Genomic DNA, 23998 nt, shown 5'->3' on the forward strand with positions numbered 1-23998 from the left:
TCGTGGCCCGGTTGACTCCTATCCAGCGCCGTCGCCTCCGGAACTTTCGCAACAACCGTCGCGGCTTCTGGTCGCTCTGGCTGTTCCTTGCCCTGTTCGGTTTGTCTCTGGTGGCCGAGCTTATCTCTAACGACAAACCTCTGGTGGTGTCCTATCAGGGGGATCTCTACTTCCCGGTAGTGCAGACGGTGCCGGAGGAAACCTTCGGCGGTTTTCTGCCGACCGAGGCGAACTATCGTGATCACTTTATTCGCGATGAAATCACCGCCAATGGCTGGGCGATCTGGCCGCCCATCCGATTCAGCTATGACACCATTAATTATGAGCTGGAGGTACCCTCACCGGCCCCGCCAAGTTCAGAAAACTGGCTGGGCACGGACGATCAGGGCCGCGACGTCGCCGCCCGGGTGATTTACGGTTTTCGTATTTCGGTGGTGTTCGGTCTGACGCTCACTATAGCGAGCTGCATCGTCGGCGTGATCATTGGCGCGATTCAGGGCTTCTATGGTGGCAAGATCGATCTGTTCGGACAACGCTTCATCGAGATCTGGTCGGGATTGCCGATGCTGTACCTGCTGATCATTCTGTCAGCACTGGTGCAGCCAAACTTCTGGTGGTTGCTGGGCATTATGCTGCTGTTCAGCTGGATGGGGCTGGTCGACGTGGTGCGCGCCGAGTTTCTGCGGGCCCGCAATTTTGAATATGTCAAAGCCGCCAGAGCCCTGGGGCTGGATAACCGGCACATCATGTTCCGGCACATTTTGCCAAACGCCATGGTTGCCACCCTTACCTTTCTGCCCTTTATTCTGACAGGCGCCATTACCGGGCTGACCTCACTGGATTTTCTCGGCTTCGGCCTGCCGTCCGGATCACCGTCGTTGGGCGAACTGATTGCCCAGGGCAAGTCCAACCTGCACGCGCCCTGGCTCGGTATTTCCGCGTTTGTTTCGCTGTCGGTGATGCTGACCTTGCTGGTGTTTGTCGGCGAAGCCGTGCGCGATGCCTTTGACCCGAGAAAGAACTAACATGAGTGAACTTCTGAACATCTCGGAGCTGTCCATTTGTTTTGATCATGGCCCACGAGTGGTAGACAAACTTTCACTCCAGATCGGAGCCGGTGAAACCCTGGCCCTGGTCGGTGAAAGCGGTTCCGGCAAATCAATTTCTGCGCTGTCTGTCCTGCAGCTGCTGGATGCGCGCCATGCGAGCTACCCTTCCGGTCAGATCCTGTACCGGGGTGAAAACCTGTTAACCGTCTCAGACAAGAGACTGCGCCAGATCCGTGGACGGGAAATCAGCATGATTTTCCAGGAGCCCATGACGTCTCTCAACCCGCTGCATACGGTAGAGAAGCAGGTCACTGAAACTCTGGAACTGCACATGGGTATGCGCGGACCACAGGCCCGAAAGCGCTGTCTCGAGTTATTGGAGCTGGTCGGCATACCCGATCCGGAACGTCGGCTGAAAAGCTATCCCCACCAGCTTTCCGGCGGGCAGAAACAGCGCGTGATGATCGCCATGGCCCTTGCCAACGAGCCCGAATTACTGATTGCCGATGAGCCGACCACCGCACTCGATGTCACCGTTCAGAAGCAGGTTCTCGAACTGCTCAAATCGCTGCAGAAGAAGCTCGGCATGGCGATTCTTCTGATTACTCACGACCTCAGCATCGTACGTCGCTATGCCGACCGGGTGGTGGTAATGGAGCATGGCAAACAGGTTGAGGAGGCTCAGACCGAGCGCCTGTTTACCAACCCGGAGCATCCCTACACCCGCAAATTGATTGACGCAGAGCCACCGGATCACCCGAATCCGCTGGCAGGAATCACCGACACGCTGATGGAGGTGGACAACCTTAACGTCCGTTTCACCATCCGCAAGAATCTGCTGGGCAGGGTTACCGAGAGCTTCCATGCCGTTCAGAATGTCGGTTTTCAGCTTCAGGCCGGAGAAACCCTTGGCATTGTTGGTGAGAGCGGCAGCGGCAAAACTACCATTGGCCACGCGCTGCTGAAACTGACGGCCAGTACCGGCACCATTCGTTTAACAGGTACCGATCTCGGCCCTCTATCCCAAAAGCAGTTCCGACCCTGGCGCAAACGGATTCAGATCGTATTTCAGGATCCGTTTGGCAGCCTGAGCCCGCGCATGTCGGTTGAAGAAATTGTCCGTGAGGGGCTGGAGATCCACGATAACGGGCGCGCCGAGCAGCATGAGGCCATGGTGATTCGGGCGCTGACGGATGTTGGCCTTGACCCTGACGCCCGCCACCGGTACCCCCACGAATTTTCCGGCGGACAGCGGCAGCGCATTGCCATTGCCCGTGCGCTTGTTCTGCAACCCGAATTGATTATTCTTGATGAACCAACGTCCGCCCTGGACCGCACAGTCCAGAAGCAAGTGATTGAGCTTTTACGGGAAATCCAGGCCCGATATAAGCTAAGCTACATTTTTATCAGTCATGATCTCGCGGTTGTTCGGGCACTCAGCCATAAGCTGCTGGTGCTCAGAGACGGCAAGATTGTGGAGTATGGTGCCGCCGAGGCCATCTTCCGGGATCCGCAACAGGACTACACCCGGGAGTTGCTGAACGCAGCATTCTTTTACCAGACTACGACCAATTGAGTGTTACCCCGGCGGGAATATGTCGGGGATAATGCGTCAAAACCAAGGAACACAGGGAGCAGATACCCATGGGAATTCTCAGTGGCAAGAAAGCACTGATTGTTGGCGTTGCCAGCAAACATTCCATCGCCTACGGCATTGCCGAGGCTTTCGCCCGTGAAGGTGCCGAACTGGCCTTCACCTACCAGAACGAGAAGCTGCAATCCCGCGTGGTCAAGTTCGCGGACCAGTGGGGCAGCCAGCTGACGTTCCCGTGCGATGTCGCCAGTGACGAGGAAATCGAAAACGTCTTCACGGAGCTCAACAAGCACTGGGATCACATTGACATCATCATTCACGCGGTTGGCTTTGCGCCGGCCCATGAGCTCGATGGCAACTTTGTCGACGTCACCAGCCGGGACGGTTTCCGCATTGCCCACGACATCAGCTCTTACAGCTTTGTTGCCCTGGCCAAGGGTGCCCGCTCCATGATGCACGAAGGCAGCAGTCTGCTCACACTGAGCTATCTGGGCGCTGAAAAGGTATTGCAGAACTACAACGTAATGGGGCTGGCCAAGGCCTCTCTGGAAGCCAACGTTCGCTACATGGCTGCAGCCCTGGGTAAAGAAGGTATCCGGGTAAATGGCATTTCTGCCGGCCCGATCAAGACTCTCGCGGCATCTGGCATCAAAAGCTTCCGCCGTATGCTGGCCGAGAACGCCAAGCGGGCCCCTCTGCGTCGCAATGTCACCACCGGTGAGGTCGGCAACGCAGCCGCGTTCCTGTCTTCAGATATGGCTTCCGGCATCACCGGCGAAATTCTGTACGTTGACGGCGGTTTCAACATCACCGGCATGGGTGAGCTGGAAGACTGACCAGATTCTGGATGCCCGTTGTCACAAAGAGCCGGCCTTGCGCCGGTTCTTTGTCTTCAGCCCTCAGATAACGCGGCTGCAACAGCTTCCATCCAGTCCAGGTAATCGGTGTCGTCGGATTCCAGAACCCGGATCCCGACCAGGTAGCCCTCGTCAGCTTCCCGGCACCACATGACTTCAACCATGAGCTCGAACCCCTTCGGCTGAAGCCCGAGACTCACTTCCGCCATCAGCAATGAATTCACGCTCAAAGGCTCTGCAATCACAAGGCTCAACCCCCGGGCGGAAATGTCCCTGATCTGGCATTCCAACGTGACCTTACCAGCCAGCTCATCCTGATTCGCTCCCGGCTCTGGCGACTCACGCTGAATCCAGGCCCTGGCTCTGGCCGTTAGCCTGTAGTCTTCTCGTTTATCTTTGCCAGACGGCAACACCTGAGAGGTGCCAAATTGATAATTGTCATCTGTCATCTTTTGCCCTTAATTACGACCAACCCGGATTCGACCAACCACCCGGCTCAGGGTGTCATCAAATGCCGCGGCACTGCCAAGTACACGAATACGGCCATCGACGATGCCTGCAACCAGCTCGTCGTGCAGCAGCTCCTTCCGGTTTAGACCCAACCGGTCAACAAAGACAAACTTTCGCGATGCTGAAATCTTGACGGCAAGCTTCAATCGGATCGGGTCCTCACCTTCGGTTTCTGGGGTCAGGACAATCCAGCCCCCCAAGCCAATGCCCTCAACCTGTTTGGTCGCCACAATCTCAAGCTCCCTGTGCAGCCTTGCCTGTTCTGCCATTTCGTCTTCCAGCCGTTGCTGCTCAGCCTCCGCTTGCTGCTGTTCAATTTCGGCCTGCCTGGCAGCCTCGTGCGCCATTCTGGCCCGCTCCGCCTCTTCCTTCTCTCGTCGCAATACTTCGGCCCGGGCTCGCGCCTCCCGGGCGGCTTGCTCGCGCTGTTTCAGCTGCTTGGCACAGACCTTCGACAGCAGATCTACCGCCTCAGACAACACATCGCCAAAAGGCGTCGGAGACGGCAGCGAACGAACAGACCCGGACTCGATATCAGCCATAAACAACGGCCAGGCCTGCAGTCCGAGCTTAACGCCGGCGCCATTGGTCCAGAGCACTTCACTGCTATCCTCTAACAGCGCAAAGAAGAACCGGCGCTGTTCGCGGGCGTCCTCACCTTCAACAAACCAGCGACCACAATACGATGCGGCGTCCTCAGTGGGTACCGGCGTCACGGACAGCCACTGGGATTCCCAGGTGAAATTGCCCTCTCCTGATAACGCCGGTTTCAACTCGGGTACCTCTCCTCGGATTCTGGCAACGATAACCGCCTGGATATCGTCCAGGGCAGTCTGAGGCAAACCCTGGTCGAGTGCCCGCGACCAGACATCCTGTACTCGATCACCAATCTGTTCGCCGACGTGGTACAGCCGGTTGCGGTCACGATCAGAGAGCGCGGGATCGCCCAGCCACACCAGCCATTCCAGCAGTTTATTGGCATGTCGGTACAGCTCGCTTTCAGAACCTTCAGCCCAGACACTCTGCTTGAGCACCTTATACCAGTCATTAAGGATGAACCGGCTGATCGCGGTGGGCAGGTTGCGACCGGTCAGCGCACGGCCAATCAGCGCTCTGGCAACCTGATCAGCAAACCGCTGACGAGAGGCGCCCTGCTCGGTCTCCAGTAACCGCTCTCGTAACCGGCCGACCTGAGTTTCCCTCTTCTCTCTATCGATCAGCCATTGATGGCAATAATCCTCGACCGAGTCGACACTGCCTGACTCGAAGCTAGCAGACACCGCAATCACCAGGCTGTCGAGCTGATCCAGCAGAACTCGGGCCGAACGCCCACCGGTATCGCTCCAGCCACGCCACTCCTGAAGGTTGTCGAGCCAATCCAGCAGGGCGTTGCTGAACGCTTCTGCCCCGTTGGCATCCAGTTGCCACGCAAGCCAGAAACGGAGCCGGGCAATGCGGCTAACCAGGGTGGTATGCAGTCCACTGGTTTTCAAGAACACGTCCATGATCCGGTCTGAGAGATACGCCGCATTGACCTGACGCACGGACCATTCGATCTCTACAGAGCGCAAAACCTGGGTGACACGCTCATCGCGCTGTTCGGTCCAGCACGAAAAAAGCAGAGGCCGCCAGTCCGGCACGGAGTCGGGCGCTGGTTTGCCGACCGGATACGGCAAATCCGGCACCCGAATACCGGCTAGAACCTGATTGATCCTCTCTGAAACCACCTTTCTGGAGGAAGAGACAGCTTGTGGTTTTCTGGGAGTGGCCGACATCCGTTACCTGTTGTCTGGAAGCGTTGAAAAGGGCCTTCAAATAACGCAGTATAACTAACTCGCCGGGGTTTACCGCAACTGCATGCCGGCGCCATTCGCATTAATCATCTAACACCGGGCGAATAATGACAGCGTTAACCGGTGATGCAACGATCTGATTCGGGGAAGCACAACAAGATGTCGGGCAAGAAACTGGAAAACCTGAACGTGGCCAGCCAGGAACCACTGATCACTCCTGAAGCACTGAAGCAGGAACTGCCACTGAGCGATAAAGCGGCAGATACCGTGGCCTCAGGCCGGCAGGCCATTTACGACATCATGGATGGCAAGGATCATCGGTTGTTTGTGGTGCTCGGCCCCTGCTCTATTCACGACGTGGAAGCCGCCAGAGAGTACGCCGCTCGCCTGAAGACACTCGCGGATGAAGTCAGCGACACCCTGTTCCTGGTGATGCGCGTCTATTTTGAGAAGCCCCGCACCACCGTTGGCTGGAAAGGGCTGATCAACGACCCGCACCTGAACGATACCTTTGATATCGAACAGGGCCTGCATATCGGTCGCCGTTTGCTGCTGGACATCAACGAAATGGGCCTGCCCGCGGCAACCGAAGCTCTGGATCCGATCTCGCCCCAGTACCTCCAGGACACCATCGCCTGGTCCGCCATTGGTGCCAGAACCACCGAATCCCAGACCCATCGTGAAATGAGCAGCGGTTTGTCCATGGCCATTGGCTTCAAGAACGGCACCGATGGCAGCCTGGATGTGGCCGTAAACGCCATGAACTCGGTCTCTCACCCTCACAGCTTCCTGGGCATTGATCAACAAGGCACCGTGGCCGTCATTCGCACCAAGGGCAACAACTACGGTCACGTGGTGCTGCGCGGTGGTGGCGGCAAGCCCAATTACGATTCGGTGAGCGTCGCCCTGTGCGAGCAGGCACTGGACAAAGCCAAACTGCGCAAATCGATCATGGTCGATTGCAGTCACGCCAACTCCAGCAAAGATCCGGCCATTCAGCCATTAGTCATGCAGGACGTTACCCACCAAATTCTTGAGGGCAACACGACCATCCAGAGCCTGATGGTCGAAAGTCACATCAACTGGGGTAACCAGTCCATTCCCGAGAATCTTGACGAACTGAAATACGGCGTCTCAGTGACCGATGCCTGCATCGACTGGGAAACCACCGAAAAAGCCATTCGCGACATGCGCGAGAAGCTGAAAGACGTTCTGCCCAAGCGCGGCAAATAGAACTCGATCAAAGAGGAGGGGCGGCATCTGCCATAAACTGGTGCCACCCTCCTCCTGGTCTCCCCAGGCACAATCTCTCAAATCTCTGTTACTGCACCTAGCCAGTCCAGCCGGCTTCGAAGACTCACTACGTCCCCCACTATCACCAGCGTCGGGGGTTGAACTCCGCTGCTCTCCACCATGTCGACGATACTGGTAAGGTTGCCCACAATCACACGCTGATCCGGGGTGGTGCCTCTGGACACCAGGGCCACCGACATATCGCGCTTCATGCCATGGGCAATCAGCTCTCGACAGATGATCGGCAGGCCAACCAGGCCCATATAGAACACCAACGTCTGGTTATTCTGAACAAAATCCGACCAAGGTAAATTGCAGGTATCGTTCTTGAGGTGCCCGGTAACAAACCGGACCGACTGGGCGTAATCGCGATGTGTCAGCGGTATTCCGGCGTAAGCCGCACAGCCTGAAGCGGCCGTGATGCCGGGAACCACCTGAAAGCGCACGCCGGCCGCTGCCAGGGTTTCAATTTCCTCGCCGCCACGACCAAAAATGAACGGGTCGCCACCCTTCAGTCGAACCACTTTATGACCTTCCCGGGCCAGATCCACCAGGCGCTGATTGATCTGTTCCTGAGGCAGCGAGTGATTGGAGCGCTGCTTGCCCACATGAATCCGTTCCGCGGATTCTGGAATAAGTGCAAGGATTTCCGGTGACACCAGGCGGTCGTACAGCACTACCTCAGCGGAATTGATCAGACGCCATGCTTTGAGGGTGAGCAATTCAGGGTCACCAGGCCCGGCACCCACCAGCGCCACTTCGCCCGAGGAATTGTTCGGATTATCAGTAATGGGGTTGGGCCTATACCGAATCGGTGCAGACCCCGCCTTGATGCCCTGCCCTGGTGCATCGTACTGTTGCTTGGTCATTGGATGCGATCAATGCCTCTCATGTAGGGTTTGAGAACCTCCGGAACCAGAATACTGCCGTCTTCCTGCTGGTAGTTCTCCATCACCGCGATCATCGCTCGGCCAACTGCCAGGCCTGAACCATTGAGGGTATGCACAGGCTCGGGCTTTCCGGTTTCCGGGTTGCGCCAACGTGCCTGCATACGCCGTGCCTGAAAATCACGGGTATTGGAACAAGAGGAAATCTCGCGGTATTTGCCCTGCCCGGGTAACCACACCTCCAGATCGTAGGTTTTCGCCGCCGCGAAGCCCATATCACCTCCACACAGAGTCACGACCCGATACGGCAATTCCAGCAACTGAAGTACCTTTTCGGCATGGCCGGTCAACTGCTCCAACGCCTCGGTCGAGTCTTCCGGGCGCACAATCTGCACCAACTCTACCTTGTCGAACTGGTGCTGCCTGATCATGCCCCGGACATCACGCCCGTAGGATCCTGCCTCACTGCGGAAACAGGGGGTATGACAAACCAGACGCACCGGCATTTCAGTCGCGTCAAGAATGGTGTCGGAGACCAGGTTAGTAGCCGGCACTTCTGCGGTGGGAATCAGGTACAGAGGGTTATCGCCCACGGTCCGGAACAGATCTTCCTCGAACTTCGGCAACTGACCCGTACCGAACAGCGCATTGGCGTTGACCAGATACGGCACGTAAGCCTCAGTGTAGCCATGTTGCTCGGTATGCAGATCAAGCATGAACTGAGCGAGGGCTCGATGCAGTCTGGCCAGGTGGCCCCGCATCACCGCAAAGCGGGAATGGGCAAGGCGGGTGGCGGTCTCGAAATCCAGGCCTTTCATGTCCTCGCCCAGAGCAACGTGATCCTTAGGCTCAAAACCAAACGTTCGCGGCGTACCCCATACCCGGGTTTCCACATTGTCATCTTCATTCGCGCCGGGCGGCACATCGTCATCGGGCAGATTGGGAATACCGGCGAGAAACGCATTCAGGGATTCCTGCACAGAACGCAGTTCGTCCTCGGCCTCTGCCTTTTGCTGTTTGAGATTATCCACTTCATCCAGCAGCGGCTTGATGTCTTCTCCGGCCGCCTTGGCCTTACCAATGGATTTCGACCGCTTGTTCTGCTCGCCCTGCAGTGTTTCCGTACGAACCTGAATGGCTCGGCGGCGCTCCTCTAACTGCTCAAAGGCGGCTACGTCAAACTCATAGTTTTTAATGGCCAGCCGGCGGGCAATATCTTCAGTCTGAGTACGGACACGTTTCGGATCGAGCATGATCTTCCTGAATTTTCCGGTTAACGAATGAATGAATATGACGGCATTATACCTGCCGTAAACCTGCTGACCACCATCTGCCCCACACGGTACCGGCTAAAATCAGTACACCGGTCGCATCAATAGCGTTTGGCAGGGCTGTCGGCATCCAGCGTATCCAGTCGTTGACGCTTTTCGGCCAACTTGATTTCAAGGCCACGCATGACCGGCTGGTAGTAGCGCCGTTGATGGATGGCTTCGGGAAGGTAGCATTCACCCGCGGCGTAGCCATCCGGCTCGTCATGGGCGTAACGGTATTCGGCGCCGTGACCCATGGTTTTCAGCAGTTTGGTGGGGGCATTGCGCAAGTGGACGGGCACCTGGTAATCCGGATCTTTGCGGATGTCCGCCATGCACTCGTTGAACGCTTTGTAAACCGCATTACTTTTGGGCGCCAGCGCCAGATAGGTCACCGCTTGGGCCAATGCCAGTTCGCCTTCGGGAGAGCCGAGACGCTCCTGGGCATCCCAGGCCTGCAAGGTGAGCTGGAGCGCTCTGGGATCCGCATTGCCGATGTCCTCACTGGCAATGCGGACCAGGCGGCGGGCAACGTAGAGAGGATCACAGCCACCGTCCAACATACGGCACAGCCAGTACAATGAGCCATCCGGACTGGAGCCACGCACTGATTTGTGCAGTGCCGAGATCTGGTCATAAAACACATCTCCGCCCTTATCAAATCGCCGCAAGCTGGTTTGCAGCACCTGTTCCAGGGTCTGCGAACTGATCCGGTTATCACCCTTGTCATCCGGCTCCGCCAGATCGGCGGCCACTTCCAGAATGTTCAGGGCCCGCCGGGCATCGCCACCACAGGCATCCGCCATGGTGGCCAGCACTTCCGGGGCAACCTGAAGCCTGCCGGCAAAGCCTGATTCACTGGACAGCGCACGGTTCAGCAGCCGAAGAATGTCTTCATTCTCGAGATTTTTCAGCACGTAGACCCGGGTTCGCGACAGCAAGGCACTGTTCAGCTCAAACGAGGGGTTTTCCGTGGTGGCGCCAACGAAGATGAATGTGCCGTCTTCAATATGCGGGAGAAACGCATCTTGCTGGCTTTTATTAAACCGGTGGACTTCGTCCACAAACAGCAGCGTGTCGCGCCCTTGGGACTGCTTGCGATTGCGAGCACGTTCAACGACTTCGCGGATCTCTTTAACACCGCTCAGTACCGCTGAAAGGGTTTCAAAGGACAGGTCACCGACGTTGGCCAGCAACCGGGCAAACGTGGTCTTGCCTACTCCCGGTGGACCCCAGAGAATCATGGAGTGCAGCTGACCCTGCTCTACCGCCCGCCGAAGGGGTTTGCCCGAGCCAACCAGATGAGCCTGACCGACGTAGTCTTGCAAAGTAACTGGCCGCATCCGGGCAGCCAAAGGCTGAAAACCGGTTTCAGGCTGAAACAGGTTGTCCTGCATCAGGCACCGTCCCGAATGACGTCCACCTCCTCCGGGTACTCAAGGCGGAAAGCGCTGCTTTCAATATTCTGGTTCAGCGTCACCTTGTCAAAGCTCAGAATGCTCAGCTGGGACAAAGAATCTTCCATACGCATTTCCTGCAGTTCACCGCGATAAAAGCTCAGGCGCAAGGAAGTAAAGAGTGAGTCCGAACCCCGGGGAATCAAGGTGTACTCACGGGTGTCGTCACCAATCTGGCGCCCACTGACTTCGTAGGATTCGTCCAGGTTGCCCACCTCACCACTGAGCAACAGCGCGGGCGTACTCTGCACCCGATCGTCCAGAGTGTGAATGGTGACCTGCTCCAGATCCGGGTCATACACTTCAACGGTATTGCCATCACTTACAATGAACTGGGACAGCGGCGCAGCCGTTTCCCAATAAAACAATCCCGGGCGCTTGGCCTTCAATACGCCTCGGGTTTCCTGAACCCGGCTACCGTTACCATTCACTACAATCTGAATAAAGCTGGCCTGATAGGTTTCATAGCTGCGCAATACCGACGCCAGTTCCTTTGCGGCTTTGCGAGACTCCGCCTCCTGGCCAGCCCAGACAGCACCGGTGGCTGATAGCATTAGCATACACATGATGGTTGTAAAGGCTGATCTGATCATAACTGAACTGCTCCTAGTCTCTTGGAGGCGGGGGCGCCAGCACTTCCCTGGCACCGTTGTGACCCGCCGAACTGACTACCCCCGAGGCTTCCATAGCGTCCACCAGGTTGGCAGCACGGTTGTAACCAATCTTGAATTTACGTTGCACCGAGGAGATCGACACCCGACGGTTTTCAGTAACAAACGCGACGGCTTCGTCAAAAAGCGCATCACCGTCTTCACCGCCGCCGCCTTCACTCAGGCTCGGCACGCCCGGCAAATGCTCGCCTTCCGCGCCATTCAGCACATCGTCAATGTATTTCGGCTCGCCACGGGCCTTCCAGGCGCTGACCACACGATGCACTTCATCATCATCGACAAAGGCGCCGTGCACCCGCACCGGCAAGCCTGAACCTGGGGGCAGGTACAGCATGTCACCATGGCCCAGCAGCTGCTCGGCACCGCCCTGATCCAGTACCGTACGAGAGTCAATTTTGGATGACACCTGGAACGACATCCGGGTCGGAATGTTGGCCTTGATCAGACCGGTGATCACATCCACCGACGGCCGCTGAGTAGCCAGAATCAAGTGAATACCCGCGGCACGGGCTTTCTGGGCAATTCGGGCAATCAGCTCTTCCACTTTCTTGCCGACAATCATCATCATGTCAGCAAATTCGTCGATCACCACCACAATAAACGGTAAGGTTTCCAGCTCCGGGCGTTCCTGCTCATCGTTTGCCAGGTAGTCGTCAGGTTTCCAGAACGGATCCATCAAGGGCTCGCCGGCTGCCCTGGCATCCTTCACCTTCTTGTTATAACCAGCAATATTTCGTACCCCAAGGCTCGCCATCAGCCGATAACGCCGCTCCATCTCGGCGACACACCAGCGCAGCGCATTGGCCGCCTCTTTCATATCGGTGACCACCGGTGCCAGCAAATGGGGAATGCCGTCGTAGATGCTCAGTTCCAGCATCTTCGGGTCAACCATGATAAAGCGGACTTCCTCCGGCGTTGCCTTGAGCAGCATGCTCAGCAACATCGCGTTAACACCCACCGATTTACCCGAACCGGTGGTACCGGCCACCAGCAAGTGGGGCATCTTGGCCAGGTTGGCCACCATCGGGTTACCACCAATGTCGTTGCCCAGCGCCAGCGTCAACGCGGAGGTAGACTCAGTAAAGACCCTCGCGCTCAGTACCTCACTCAGGCGAACAATTTCCCTTTGTTCGTTGGGGATCTCGATACCAACCACCGATTTTCCGGGAATTACCTCAACCACTCGCACACTCAACACCGCCAAGGACCTCGCCAGGTCCTTGGCCAGATTGGAAATCTTGCTGACTTTTACGCCGGCTGCCGGCTTGATTTCAAAACGGGTAATGACCGGACCGGGGTTGACCTCTACCACTTCAGCGGTCACGCCAAAGTCGGCCAGTTTTTCCTCGAGCAGGCGTGACATGTGTTCCAGGGCTTCTTCCGAGTAACCCTTTTCCTTGTGCTCCTCAGGTGGGTCGAGAAGCGAGATAGGCGGGATCGGACTTTCAACATCCTCCAGCAAAGAACCCTGTTTACTCGTCAGTGTTTTGCCCGCGGTTTCCTGAGTATCTTTTTTGAACGGGGCAATTTTAAGAGCACGGTTTATTGGCTTGTCCGCGCCGGGCTTCTGCACCGGCTGCCGATCCTGTTCAGCCTCACCGTCTCTGGAACTGAAACTCTCCAGCAGTGCAGGTTCCTGTTCGGCCGCTGCCAATCCCTCAAAAGCAGGCTCTTTGCGAGCCGGCGCCCTGGCTGACTCACTACCCTGACTGGCTGGTTTGGCCTTGCGAGTGACCAACCGGCGCCACCAAGGCATTTTCTTTTGGCCAGATTCAGTTTTGGCTTTCGCTTCAGCCCGGGCCACCCGATCCTTGACGACCGGCGGTTCAGCGACTGGCCGGGGCTCGGGAACCCGTTTGACCGTCTTGCCGTCAGACTTGAACAAAGAGGAAACCCATTGAGCGATTTTAAGGGTCAATCCGCCCAGGTGGTCCATTAACCGGAACCAGGACAGCCCGATGGTTACCGTCAGCGCAAACAGGAAAATGGCAATCAACAGCAGCGTGGTGGCAGGCAGGTTGAAGAAACGAATCATCGCTTCGGAAACGGCTACACCGAGCACGCCACCGGAAGACGCACCCAGACCGAACACCGAATACAGTGACAGCAGGCTGGTGGCTGACAACAAGATCAGCAAGAATCCGCCGAAGCGCACCATAAACAAGGGCCAGTGCAGGTCGAGAGACTCGTGACGAAGCCGAATGAGCATAACGGCGTAGCCGGCAATCATGGCCGGGAACAGCCAGGAGACGTGACCGAAAAAATCCACCAGCAAACTGGCAAGCCAGGCACCGGAACGGCCTGCGGCATTATCCACCCGGGTATCATGGCCGATGCTCGCCCAACCGGGATCAGAAGCACCGAAGGTGAACAGGGCCATGACAAGATAGATGCACAGCACAATCATGCCAATGACCGCGCCTTCTCTTGCCCCTTGGGCCACCAGGCGGCGAAAGCGTTGTTGTTTTTTCGTCAATTCCGTGGGTGCTGCTTTCTTCGCTTTAGCGGATTCCGCCATGAATACTCAAACCGTCAGTGAGTTTAGTCTTTCAGTGCCTGAAAACCCCGTGTCAGATCGGTTTTCAGGTCATTAATGGCTTCAATACCAACAGACAGCCGGATCAGGTTCTCAGTGATACCTGCCCTTTCTTTGTCTTCCGGTGACAAGCGACCATGGGTGGTCGTGGCCGGATGGGTGATCGTTGTTTTCACATCCCCCAGGTTGGCGGTAATGGAAATCATCCGGGTGGCGTCAATGAAGCGCCAGGCCTCTTCGCGTTCGCCTTTGACCTGAAAAGACAGAACCCCGCCGAAGCCATCTTGTTGCTTTTTCGCAAGCTCATGCTGCGGATGACTTTCAAGGCCGGCGTAGAATACTTTGGACACCGCTGGCTGGCCTTCCAGCCACGTTGCCAACTCTAACGCATTGTCACAGTGGGCTCGCATACGAATCGGTAAGGTTTCGAGGCCCTTCTGGAACACCCAGGCATTGAAAGGACTCATGGTTGGTCCAGCTGAACGCAAGAAACCATAAATTTCGTCAAGATACTTCGCAGGGCCTACCACGACGCCGCCCACGCATCGGCCCTGACCATCCAGGTACTTGGTGGCGGAGTGGATGATCAGATCCGCACCTTGCTCGAGTGGCCTTTGCAGGACCGGAGTACAGAAGCAGTTGTCGACCACAAACAACGCGTCGTTGGCCTTGGCAAGAGATGACAGCGCCGCAAGATCCGCCACCTCACAAAGCGGATTGGACGGCGTTTCGATAAACATCATCCGCGTTTGTGGCCGCACCGCTGCGCCCCAGGCGCCCAGATCGGTCAGGCTCACGAAAGACGTTTCAACCCCGAATCTCGCCATGTACTTCTGGAACAGCACGTTGGTGGTGCCGAACACGCCCCGAGAGCAGATCACATGATCACCAGACTGCAACAGCGCCATACAAGTGCTCAGAATCGCGGCCATGCCAGATGCGGTGGCGACGGCTTTCTCGCCGCCTTCCATAGCCGCTATTCTCGCTTCAAACGCTTGTACTGTCGGGTTGGTAAACCGGGAATAGATATTGCCAGGTTCTTCACCACCAAACCGGGCAGCCGCCTGAGCGGCACTGCCATAAACAAAGCTCGAGGTCGGGAAGATCGCGTCGCTGTGTTCCAGTTGTCCGGTCCGGATCTGCCCTGCCCTTACCGCCAGGGTATCAACCGACATACCGTCCAGATCCGATTCCGGGATCCAGAGATGTTCTTCACGGCCGAATGTCATGGTGCTCTCCTGGCGTTGGCGTCTGAGGGTCAGTCTTCGTCATTATGCAGATCGATGATGGCGTTATCGTCATCGGTGATCATCTCACCGGAACGACTCTCGTCTTTACGCAGGCTGTCCAGACGGTTCAAATACGCTTCGTCGACATCACCCGTCACGTAATTACCGGTAAACACGGAACATTCCCAACCGTCGATGTTGTCGTTAACGTCACTGACGGAGGCAATCAGATCTTCAAGATCCTGGTAAACCAGCCAGTCGGCACCAATCTGGTCTCTGATTTCTTCCACCGTGCACTCGTGCGCAATCAACTCACTGGCGGAGGGCATATCGATGCCATACACGTTCGGGTAACGAACCGGGGGCGCCGCCGAGGCAAAGTAAACTTTACGGGCGCCGGCGTCTCTGGCCATCTGGACAATTTCTTTGCAGGTTGTGCCCCGAACAATGGAGTCATCCACCAGCATGACGTTCTTGCCCCGAAACTCCAGATCGATCGGATTCAACTTCTGGCGCACAGATTTCTTGCGCATCTTTTGCCCGGGCATGATGAAGGTACGGCCGATGTAGCGGTTCTTGATAAACCCTTCCCGATACTTCACCCCCAACTGAAATGCCATCTGCATGGCAGAGGTTCGGCTGGTGTCTGGAATGGGAATCACTACATCAATATCGTGCTCCGGGCGCTCCTTCAGTACTTTATCAGCCAGAGTCTCACCCATGCGCAGACGCGCTTTGTAGACCGACACCCGATCCATAATCGAATCCGGGCGAGCAAAATACACATGCTCGAAGATACACGGATACAGTTTCGGTGATTCTGCGCACTGCTCGGTATAGAGTGTGCCATCGGTTTCGATATAGACCGCTTCTCCGGGGGCAATGTCCCGCACGATACTGAAACCACCGGCATCGAGAGCGACACTCTCCGAAGCAATCATGTATTCCTTCTGGCCACTCTCGCTCTCGCGAACACCATAACAGACCGGACGAATGCCGTTGGGGTCCCGAAAACCGACGATGCCGTAACCGGTAATCATGGCAATGACGGCATAGGCACCGCGACAGCGTTTGTGAACAGCCCGAACCGCCGAAAAGATTTCATCTTTGCTGGGGTTCAGCTTGCCAAGTTTCTGAAGCTCGTGGGCAAACACATTCAGCAAGACTTCGGAATCTGAATTCGTATTGATATGACGAAGGTCTGTCCGGAACAGATCGCTGCTGAGGTCGTCAGCGTTGGTCAGGTTACCGTTGTGAGCCAATGTGATGCCGTAAGGACTGTTCACATAAAACGGCTGCGCCTCTGCAGAGCTGGAACTGCCGGCGGTCGGGTAACGGACATGACCGATACCGACATTACCCACTAGCCTGCGCATATGTCGGGTGTGAAATACGTCCCTGACCAGCCCATTGTCCTTGCGGAGAAAGAACCGGTCATCCTGAAAGGTCACAATACCCGCCGCATCCTGGCCACGGTGCTGAAGAACGGTCAGTGCATCATAAAGAAGCTGATTGACGTTAGAAGTACTGACAATACCGACAATGCCGCACATGGCTGGAAAATTCTCCGAGTGTTAGATCTGAATGTTAACGGGATGCAGACGCGGGATCCACGCCTTCCTGCTCGTCTAATCCGCCGGGGCTTGTTCCGGCGCCTTCAGAGGGGCCCAAAAAACGGGCAAATTCGTCGCCGAACGTTCGGCGGGACCAGTCTTCGACCACCGCAAGGCGGTCGATCATAACGGATTCCTTCCACCAGGTGTCCTCGGCCAGAGGCGTGTATCGGGTGAAGGCGATGCCAACAATCACCACCACCACGCCGCGCAGCAGCCCGAAGCCCATACCCAGAACCCGATCGGTAGCGGATAACCCGGTGGCACGTACTAGATGACCGATCATATTATTTATAATGGCACCAACAATAAGGGTGCCGAAGAACAGAATCGCGAAGGCCGCGATCAACCGCACCAGCGGTGTTTCAACAGTGGATTCCAGCAGCGATTGCATTTGCGGGTGAAAGGTGCGCGCAATAATAAAAGCACCAACCCAGGTTACCAGGGACAGTGCTTCGCGGACAAAGCCTCGCTTGAGACTGATAAGCGTGGATACGGCTATCAGGGCAATGATGACCCAGTCGATCCAGATCAGCGCTTCCATGTAAAACCCGATGGAGAAAAGGAAGCGCGAATTCTAACAGGAAACCCGGCGCCACCAAACCGCCAGACAGTCATAAATTCCAACGTCAGCTTACTTTCCGCCTGACGTAACCAGACTGTTGAGCGAGAACGCCTGATCCAGCGCCCTTTTAGCAGCTTCAGCATCTGATTTGTTGGCAAACGGGCCACTAAACACCCGCGTAAGGGTCGTGTCGCCACGTTCAACTTGCTGAAGATGCGCCCCGAAACCCATATCCCGTGCATTGTCACGCAGTCGTCGGGCATTGTCGGCATTACCAAAACTGCCCAACTGGACGACCCAGGCACCTTCAAGCGAACGAGTGTACTCAGCCGTTTCTTCGACGGGCTCAGGCTCAGCTTTCTGAACAGGTTGAGGCTCTGATATTCGCGGCTCGGCCTGCTGAACATCGGGCTCAGGCGAAACGTCACGATCGGCGCCTTCGATCAGCCGGAAACCTGGCGCGGGTTCGGACGAAACAGCAGGTTCAGGCTCCGCTGCGATCCCGTAATCCGGAACATCCGATGCCGGCTCTGCGGGCACATCCACTTCAGGAAATGGGGGTTCTTCAGGAATGGTCACCGGCCGTGACTCCCGCTCGGAGTGCGGCTCATCAAATATCATCGGTACAAAGATCACAGCCAGCGAGACCAGAACCAGTGCGCCAATGATCCTTTGTTTCAATCCATTCACGAGCAACGGCTCCCTATTAACGTCAATTTGACCTCGATACTAACCGCCCGCCCCCATGAACACAAAGCCCGGTCGCGCGCCATGGACAAAGTTTAAGAGACCTCGCCTTGCAACAGTTCGCGGGCCTGAGCCACGGTATAGAAAGATCCGAACACCGCGATGGTGTCTGTGCTATTGGCCTCTGCCATAGCCGCCAGGAGCGCTTCGTTGACCGAGGCGAACGTAAGGTATCGATCAATTCCACATGCTCGCGCGTGCTCAACCAGAGCACCTGAATCCAATCCGCGATGGACGTCGAGCCCGGCAAACCACCATTGATCCACCACCGGCACCATAGCCGACAACACGCCGACAATGTCTTTGTCGGCCAGCGCGGCGTAAACACCAAAGATGCGCCCCGACGATGACGTTCGCGCTGTCAATTTGGCTGCAAGCCAGCGAGCGGCGTGCGGGTTATGCCCGACATCCAGGATCACATCGGGATCGCTGCGCAGCTGTTCGAAACGTCCCGGCACGGTGAGCAACCTGACTGCATCACTGACACGATCCGCAGACAGTTGCGGCTCCAAAACCCGGGCAAGGACAACACCCGCAGCAACACTCTCAATCGGCAGTGGCCCGGCGGGCAACGATATTTGTTCGCTTTCGAGAATCAAATCCACCGTCGATGAACCCGCCATGCCGGGTACTATCTGATAGTCCCTGCCGGTCACTTTCAGGTCCACCTTCTGCGCTGCAGCTTGCTGCAACACCGAAGACGGTGGTTCCGGATCGGCACAAACGGCGAAAATGCCGCGTCTCAGGATACCGGCTTTCTCAAAGCCAATGACTTCTCGATTGTCACCGAGGAATCCGACATGGTCGATATCAATGGAGGTAATCACGGCGAAGTCGGCATCCAGAACGTTGACCGCATCGAGGCGCCCGCCCAACCCGACTTCAAGAATCCAGTCTTCCACCCCTGCGTGAGCAAAGGCGACAAACGCGGCCAAGGTTCCAAACTCGAAATAGGTCAACGACACCTTGCCCCGGGCGGCTTCCACTTGCTCAAAAGCGGAAACCAGAGCTGCATCCGTGATCTCTTGTCCGTTCACCCGGACCCGTTCATTGTAACGCTGCAAATGCGGTGACGTATAAGCGCCGGTACTGCGCCCGGCGGTTCTCAGTAGCCTGTCAACGGTTGCGACCGCGGTGCCTTTGCCATTGGTACCTGCAATCGTGATGATCCGAGCCGCCGGCTTTCGGGGAAACAGGCGCCGCAACACAACCAGGACACGGTCAAGGCCAAGGTCAATTTCGGTGGGATGGATGGCTTCAAGCCACTGAAGCCACTGATCGACAGAAGCTCCGGCCTCCGGAGAGGCCGGTTTATTCTCAGTGCTGGGGGGCTTCATCAATATCAGGCTTTTCCGTGATTTCAAACTCAATGGGCGCCTCAGTACCGGGCTTCTCCTGACCGGTAAATTTGGCCAGTACATGAGCCACTCGCTCACGCATCTGATGCCGGTGCAGAATCATATCAATAGCACCGTGCTCCAGCAGGAATTCACTGCGCTGGAAGCCTTCAGGAAGCTTTTCACGTACGGTCTGCTCGATAACGCGGGGGCCGGCAAAACCGATCAAGGCATAAGGTTCGGCAATATTCAGATCGCCAAGCATGGCCAAGCTGGCCGATACGCCACCGAAAACCGGGTCCGTCATAATGGAGATATACGGAATACCTTCCTGCTTCAGCCGCTCCAACACAGCCGCTGTTTTGGCCATCTGCATCAGCGACAGAATGGCCTCCTGCATGCGCGCACCGCCGCTGGCAGAAAAGCATACCAACGGAATACGGTGCTCCAGCGAGACATTGGCCGCCTGAACGAATTTCTCGCCCACGACCTGCCCCATAGAGCCACCCAGGAAATTGAATTCAAAGGCGCACGCGACCAGTGGCACACCCATGGTGGTGCCTTTCATGACAACCAACGCGTCTTTCTCACCGGTGGCTTTCTGGGCAGCAGCAAGCCTGTCCTTGTAGCGTTTGCTGTCTTTGAACTTGAGTCGATCCCAAGGCTCCAGCTCAGCGGCTATCTCTTCCCGGCCGTCCTTGTCGAGAAAGATATCCAGGCGACGACGGGCATTCACCCGAAGATGATGGTTACACTTCGGGCAGACATCCAGGTTTTTCTCAAGCTCCGGCTTATAAAGAAACGCCCCACACTTCGGACATTTCTTCCACAACCCTTCCGGTACACCGGTACGTTGCCGTGATTCCGAGCGAATCTTGCTCGGCATGATCTTATCCAGCCAGTTACTCATGCTCTTATCCTGTCCTTTGATACCTGGATGCGCGCCGCTCAGGACGCCGGGCTATCCATGGCTACACGCATCGGGTGCAACAGATCCGTTAGCGCCTTGTTCAGGGCATCGGGATCTGCTTGATGTCGGGCTATTGTATCGACCAGTACACTTCCAACAATTACACCATCGGATACTCTGCTAATCGCAGCGGCGGTGTCCGCATCCCGAATACCAAAGCCAACACCCACCGGCAACGCCATAATCTCGCGGATATGAGCTACTTTTTCAGCCACTTCATCCACGTTGATCGTTGCCGAACCGGTCACACCCTTGATAGAAACATAGTACACATAACCGGAAGAGTGTTCGCTGATCGCTTTAATGCGCTCATCCGTTGTCGTAGGTGCCATCAAAAAAATCGGATCCAGATTCCTCGCAGCAAACAGAGGTGCTACTTCGTCCGCTTCTTCATGTGGCAAATCAACGGTCAGTACACCATCCACACCCGCATCGGCTGCTGCATCGGCAAAGGCCTCGTAACCCATAGCAACCATCGGGTTTAGGTAGCCCATCAATACGATGGGTGTTGTGTCGTCCGTCTTACGGAATTCTTTGACCATGGCAATCACCTGGCGCAGCGTGGTGCCGTGGACCAATGCCCGCTCACAGGCAAGCTGGATAACCGGGCCATCAGCCATGGGGTCTGAGAAAGGCACACCAAGCTCAATAATATCGGCACCCGCCTTGACCAGTGTATGCATAAGGCCAACACTCTGATCAGGATGAGGATCCCCCGCGGTAATATAGGGAATCAGGGCTTTACGGCCCTGATCTTTCAACGTTTTCATTACACCTTCAATTCGGCTCATGCCTAGTCCTGCTACCTTCAGATTTCAATGCCATCGAGCTGGGCAATGGTATGGATATCCTTGTCACCGCGACCGGATATATTGATAACAATCATCTTGTCTTTATCCATGGTTGCGGCCAGTTTGACGGCATAGGCAACCGCATGGGCCGTCTCCAGCGCCGGCATGATACCTTCTATCTGCGTTAACATGCGGAATCCGTCCAGTGCTTCGTCATCGGTGACGGACACATAGTGGGCGCGACCAATGTCTTTCAACCAGGAGTGCTCCGGGCCCACGCCAGGGTAATCTAGGCCGGCGCTGACCGAATGCGTTGCAGCAATCTGGCCGTTCTCGTCTTCCATCAGGTAAGTTCGGTTACCATGCAATACGCCAGGGCGACCCGCACAAAGTGGCGCCGCATGCTGACCGGTTTCGATGCCGAGACCGCCCGCTTCAACGCCATACATCTCAACCGTCTCATCGGCCAGGAACGGATGGAACATGCCAATGGCATTAGATCCACCGCCAACGCAGGCAACCAGTGCATCGGGTAACTTGCCAGCCTGCGCCAGCGCCTGACGACGAGTTTCACGACCAATCACTGACTGGAAATCCCTCACCAACAACGGATACGGATGCGGACCTGCCACCGTGCCGATTATGTAGAAAGTATCGTCAACATTGGCTACCCAGTCCCGCATGGCATCGTTCATGGCGTCTTTGAGTGTTTTGGTGCCACTCTGTACGGCATGCACAGTGGCACCCAGCAACTTCATCCGATACACGTTCAGGGACTGTCGCTTGACGTCCTCAGCACCCATAAAGACATGGCATTCAAGACCCAGACGCGCGCACACCGTGGCTGTGGCAACACCATGCTGACCGGCTCCGGTTTCGGCAATAATACGTTTTTTGCCCAGAAAGCTGGCCAGTAGAGCCTGACCGATGGTGTTGTTCACCTTGTGAGCGCCGGTGTGGTTGAGGTCTTCGCGCTTGAGCCAGATCTGCGCGCCACCGGCTTTCTTGGTTAACCGCTCAGCAAAATACAGCGGGCTCGGCCGGCCGACGTAATCCGCCAGATCTTTGTCGAATGTGGCCTGGAATTCGGCATCGTCTTTTAGCCGAAGGTATTCCCTTTCCAGGGTCATCAGGGAGTCCATCAGCGTTTCCGATACAAATCGGCCACCGAAGGCACCGAAGTGACCCCTCGCATCCGGAAGCGCCTTCAACATTTCTTCAGTCAGTTTTACAGACACGGTGAACCTCTTTCATAAAGTCGGATAGTTTGGTGGCGTCTTTCTTGCCCTTACTCTGCTCCACCCCTCCGCTTACGTCTACAGCCCAGGGCCTGACTTCTTCAATGGCGCGGGCTACGTTAGCAGAAGACAACCCGCCGGCCAATATAAGCGGCAATGGCCGATCGCTCGGAATCAAAGACCAGTTAAAAGACTGACCAGTTCCGCCATAGCGTTTGGGATCCCAGGCATCGACCAGCAGGCCGACGGCGGCGTGATAATCCTTGAACGCCTGCTCAATCTGACCGGGCTCGCGGACCCTCACGGCTTTGATCCAACGACGATGGAAGGCATCACAGAATTCAGGCGTTTCATCGCCATGAAACTGCAGCAGATCCAAGGGTACGGTTCGCAGAACGCTCTCAACAAAGCTGGGTTCAGGATTCACGAACAGGCCGGTGACGGTCACGAAGGCCGGTATTCTTGAGGCCAGTGCTTTTGCCTGAGCAAGCGACACAGACCTCGGGCTGGGCTCGTAAAAGACTAGGCCAATGGCATCCGTTCCAGACGCCACCGCCGCATCGATGTCTTCGGGCCGGGTAAGACCACAAATTTTGACGCGGGTGCTTATCATTTCGTCGCCGGTTGTTTGGGGTGGATGTGTGATGGTTCGATGGGAAGATTGCCATTCCTTTCAAACCAGGGGCTGACGAACCCTGGTCCACACAGGGCCTGAGGAACTCCGTAACGTTCAGGATACCCGACATCGACCAGATAAAGCCCATGAGGCGGTGCCGTAGCGCCAGCGAGTTTACGGTCCTTACGTGCCAGCACCTCAGCAACCCAGTCCCCGGACTCCTTTCCGCTACCCACTGTCATCAGCGCACCGGCTATGTTCCGCACCATATGATGCAGAAACGCGTTCGCCTGCACATCTAATACGACAAAGTCACCACAACGGGTTACCGTAATCCGCTCGAGAAAACGAATCGGTGTTCTGGATTGACAACCTGCGGCCCTGAAGGACGAGAAATCGTGCTCTCCAACCAACACTTGGGCGGCGGCGTCCATCTTATCCACATCAAGCGGTCGATACGTCCAGCTTACCTGTCCGCGCTGGATTCCGGGCCTGACCGGCTTATTATAGATGACATAGCGATATCGACGGTAAACGGCGGAGAAGCGAGCATGAAAATCGCCGACACCATTACCTGCCCAGTGCACAGCAATGTCGTCTGGAAGCGCCGTATTGATGCCCATCACCCATGAACGCAGATTTCTCACGGAAGAGGTATCAAAATGAGCAATCTGAAAACTGGCATGCACTCCGGCGTCGGTTCGGCCAGCACAAACAAGATCGACCGGGTGGTCCGCCACTTTCGCCACCGCGTTGGTTAACTCACCCTGTACAGAGCGAACTCCACTCTTCTGATACTGCCAACCGTGAAAGCGACGACCGTCGTATTCAAAAATGATCACGACCCGACCATTGCCGATCGCATTATCTGTGGTTAAAGGCTGAGGGTTGAGAAACAAGAGTCAATCCGCTGAAGGTGTCCACTTAAAAACAAA

The 23998-nt window shown here is 56.3% G+C and carries 20 protein-coding genes and 1 pseudogene; 4 read left to right on the top strand and 17 right to left on the bottom strand.

From position 1 onward, the window contains the following. Positions 1–2: 2 nt before the first annotated feature. From C7H08_RS14790 to C7H08_RS14800, 3 genes are all read left to right on the top strand, one after another. Entirely contained in the window at positions 3–1025 is a 1023-nt protein-coding gene (locus tag C7H08_RS14790) for an ABC transporter permease (RefSeq protein WP_106673013.1), read from the top strand. A 1-nt stretch (position 1026) separates the two neighbouring features. Beyond that, positions 1027–2625, top strand: a complete 1599-nt coding sequence (locus C7H08_RS14795; protein WP_106673014.1) for an ABC transporter ATP-binding protein — start codon at positions 1027–1029, stop codon at positions 2623–2625. 68 nt (positions 2626–2693) lie between these two features. After that, positions 2694–3479, top strand: coding sequence for an enoyl-ACP reductase FabI (locus C7H08_RS14800; RefSeq protein WP_106673015.1), 786 nt, complete (start codon positions 2694–2696; stop codon positions 3477–3479). Between the two features lie 56 nt (positions 3480–3535). Here C7H08_RS14800 and C7H08_RS14805 read toward each other — a convergent pair whose 3' ends face one another. Then, positions 3536–3949, bottom strand: a complete 414-nt coding sequence (locus C7H08_RS14805) for a PilZ domain-containing protein (protein WP_106673016.1) — start codon at positions 3947–3949, stop codon at positions 3536–3538. A gap of 9 nt (positions 3950–3958) precedes the next feature. After that, entirely contained in the window at positions 3959–5785 is a 1827-nt protein-coding gene (locus C7H08_RS14810; protein WP_106673017.1) for a DUF1631 family protein, read from the bottom strand. A gap of 177 nt (positions 5786–5962) precedes the next feature. On the opposite strand from C7H08_RS14810, the gene C7H08_RS14815 reads away from it, so the two are divergent. Continuing rightward, the gene (locus tag C7H08_RS14815; protein WP_106673018.1) at positions 5963–7036 is read left to right on the top strand and encodes a 3-deoxy-7-phosphoheptulonate synthase; all 1074 of its coding nucleotides are present in this window, start codon (positions 5963–5965) and stop codon (positions 7034–7036) included. A gap of 77 nt (positions 7037–7113) precedes the next feature. On the opposite strand, the pseudogene cobA reads toward C7H08_RS14815, so the two are convergent. The 15 genes and pseudogenes from cobA to truA form a co-directional block, all read right to left on the bottom strand. Further along, positions 7114–7866, bottom strand: a pseudogene (cobA, locus tag C7H08_RS14820) (uroporphyrinogen-III C-methyltransferase); the annotation flags it as partial. A gap of 95 nt (positions 7867–7961) precedes the next feature. Continuing rightward, complete coding sequence (gene serS, locus C7H08_RS14825) at positions 7962–9236, bottom strand: serine--tRNA ligase (RefSeq protein WP_106673020.1); 1275 nt, start codon at positions 9234–9236, stop codon at positions 7962–7964. A 119-nt stretch (positions 9237–9355) separates the two neighbouring features. Beyond that, a complete protein-coding gene (locus C7H08_RS14830; RefSeq protein WP_106673021.1) occupies positions 9356–10690 on the bottom strand; it encodes a replication-associated recombination protein A in 1335 nt (444 codons plus the stop codon). Continuing rightward, a complete protein-coding gene (lolA, locus tag C7H08_RS14835) occupies positions 10690–11343 on the bottom strand; it encodes an outer membrane lipoprotein periplasmic chaperone LolA (RefSeq protein WP_227663291.1) in 654 nt (217 codons plus the stop codon). Before lolA ends, C7H08_RS14830 begins: the two co-directional genes overlap by 1 nt. 13 nt (positions 11344–11356) lie before the next feature. Beyond that, entirely contained in the window at positions 11357–13939 is a 2583-nt protein-coding gene (locus C7H08_RS14840; RefSeq protein WP_106673022.1) for a DNA translocase FtsK, read from the bottom strand. 23 nt (positions 13940–13962) lie between these two features. Further along, positions 13963–15186 carry an O-succinylhomoserine sulfhydrylase gene (locus C7H08_RS14845; protein ID WP_106673023.1) on the bottom strand — a complete coding sequence of 408 codons (1224 nt, stop codon included), beginning with the start codon at positions 15184–15186 and terminating at the stop codon, positions 13963–13965. A gap of 29 nt (positions 15187–15215) precedes the next feature. After that, positions 15216–16739 (bottom strand): amidophosphoribosyltransferase, encoded by a 1524-nt coding sequence (purF, locus tag C7H08_RS14850; protein ID WP_106673024.1) that lies wholly within the window; start codon positions 16737–16739, stop codon positions 15216–15218. 34 nt (positions 16740–16773) lie between these two features. Continuing rightward, positions 16774–17343: a CvpA family protein gene (locus C7H08_RS14855; protein ID WP_106673025.1), complete on the bottom strand. Its 570-nt coding sequence runs from the start codon at positions 17341–17343 to the stop codon at positions 16774–16776. 90 nt (positions 17344–17433) lie between these two features. Beyond that, on the bottom strand, positions 17434–18054 hold the full coding sequence (locus tag C7H08_RS14860) for an SPOR domain-containing protein (RefSeq protein ID WP_106673026.1): 621 nt from the start codon (positions 18052–18054) through the stop codon (positions 17434–17436). Between the two features lie 92 nt (positions 18055–18146). After that, on the bottom strand, positions 18147–19448 hold the full coding sequence (gene folC / locus C7H08_RS14865) for a bifunctional tetrahydrofolate synthase/dihydrofolate synthase (RefSeq protein ID WP_106673027.1): 1302 nt from the start codon (positions 19446–19448) through the stop codon (positions 18147–18149). Beyond that, positions 19429–20358, bottom strand: a complete 930-nt coding sequence (gene accD / locus C7H08_RS14870) for an acetyl-CoA carboxylase, carboxyltransferase subunit beta (protein WP_106673028.1) — start codon at positions 20356–20358, stop codon at positions 19429–19431. The genes folC and accD overlap by 20 nt, the downstream gene beginning before the upstream one ends. 38 nt (positions 20359–20396) lie before the next feature. Continuing rightward, on the bottom strand, positions 20397–21209 hold the full coding sequence (gene trpA / locus C7H08_RS14875; protein ID WP_106673029.1) for a tryptophan synthase subunit alpha: 813 nt from the start codon (positions 21207–21209) through the stop codon (positions 20397–20399). Positions 21210–21226: 17 nt separating this feature from the next. Then, positions 21227–22435: a tryptophan synthase subunit beta gene (gene trpB / locus C7H08_RS14880; RefSeq protein ID WP_207768334.1), complete on the bottom strand. Its 1209-nt coding sequence runs from the start codon at positions 22433–22435 to the stop codon at positions 21227–21229. Then, a complete protein-coding gene (locus tag C7H08_RS14885) occupies positions 22428–23057 on the bottom strand; it encodes a phosphoribosylanthranilate isomerase (protein WP_106673605.1) in 630 nt (209 codons plus the stop codon). The genes trpB and C7H08_RS14885 overlap by 8 nt, the downstream gene beginning before the upstream one ends. Beyond that, the gene (gene truA, locus C7H08_RS14890) at positions 23057–23962 is read right to left on the bottom strand and encodes a tRNA pseudouridine(38-40) synthase TruA (RefSeq protein WP_106673031.1); all 906 of its coding nucleotides are present in this window, start codon (positions 23960–23962) and stop codon (positions 23057–23059) included. Before truA ends, C7H08_RS14885 begins: the two co-directional genes overlap by 1 nt. Between the last annotated feature and the right edge of the window lie 36 nt (positions 23963–23998).

The organism is Marinobacter halophilus, from assembly GCF_003007685.1.
Classification (GTDB): Bacteria; Pseudomonadota; Gammaproteobacteria; order Pseudomonadales; family Oleiphilaceae; genus Marinobacter; species Marinobacter halophilus.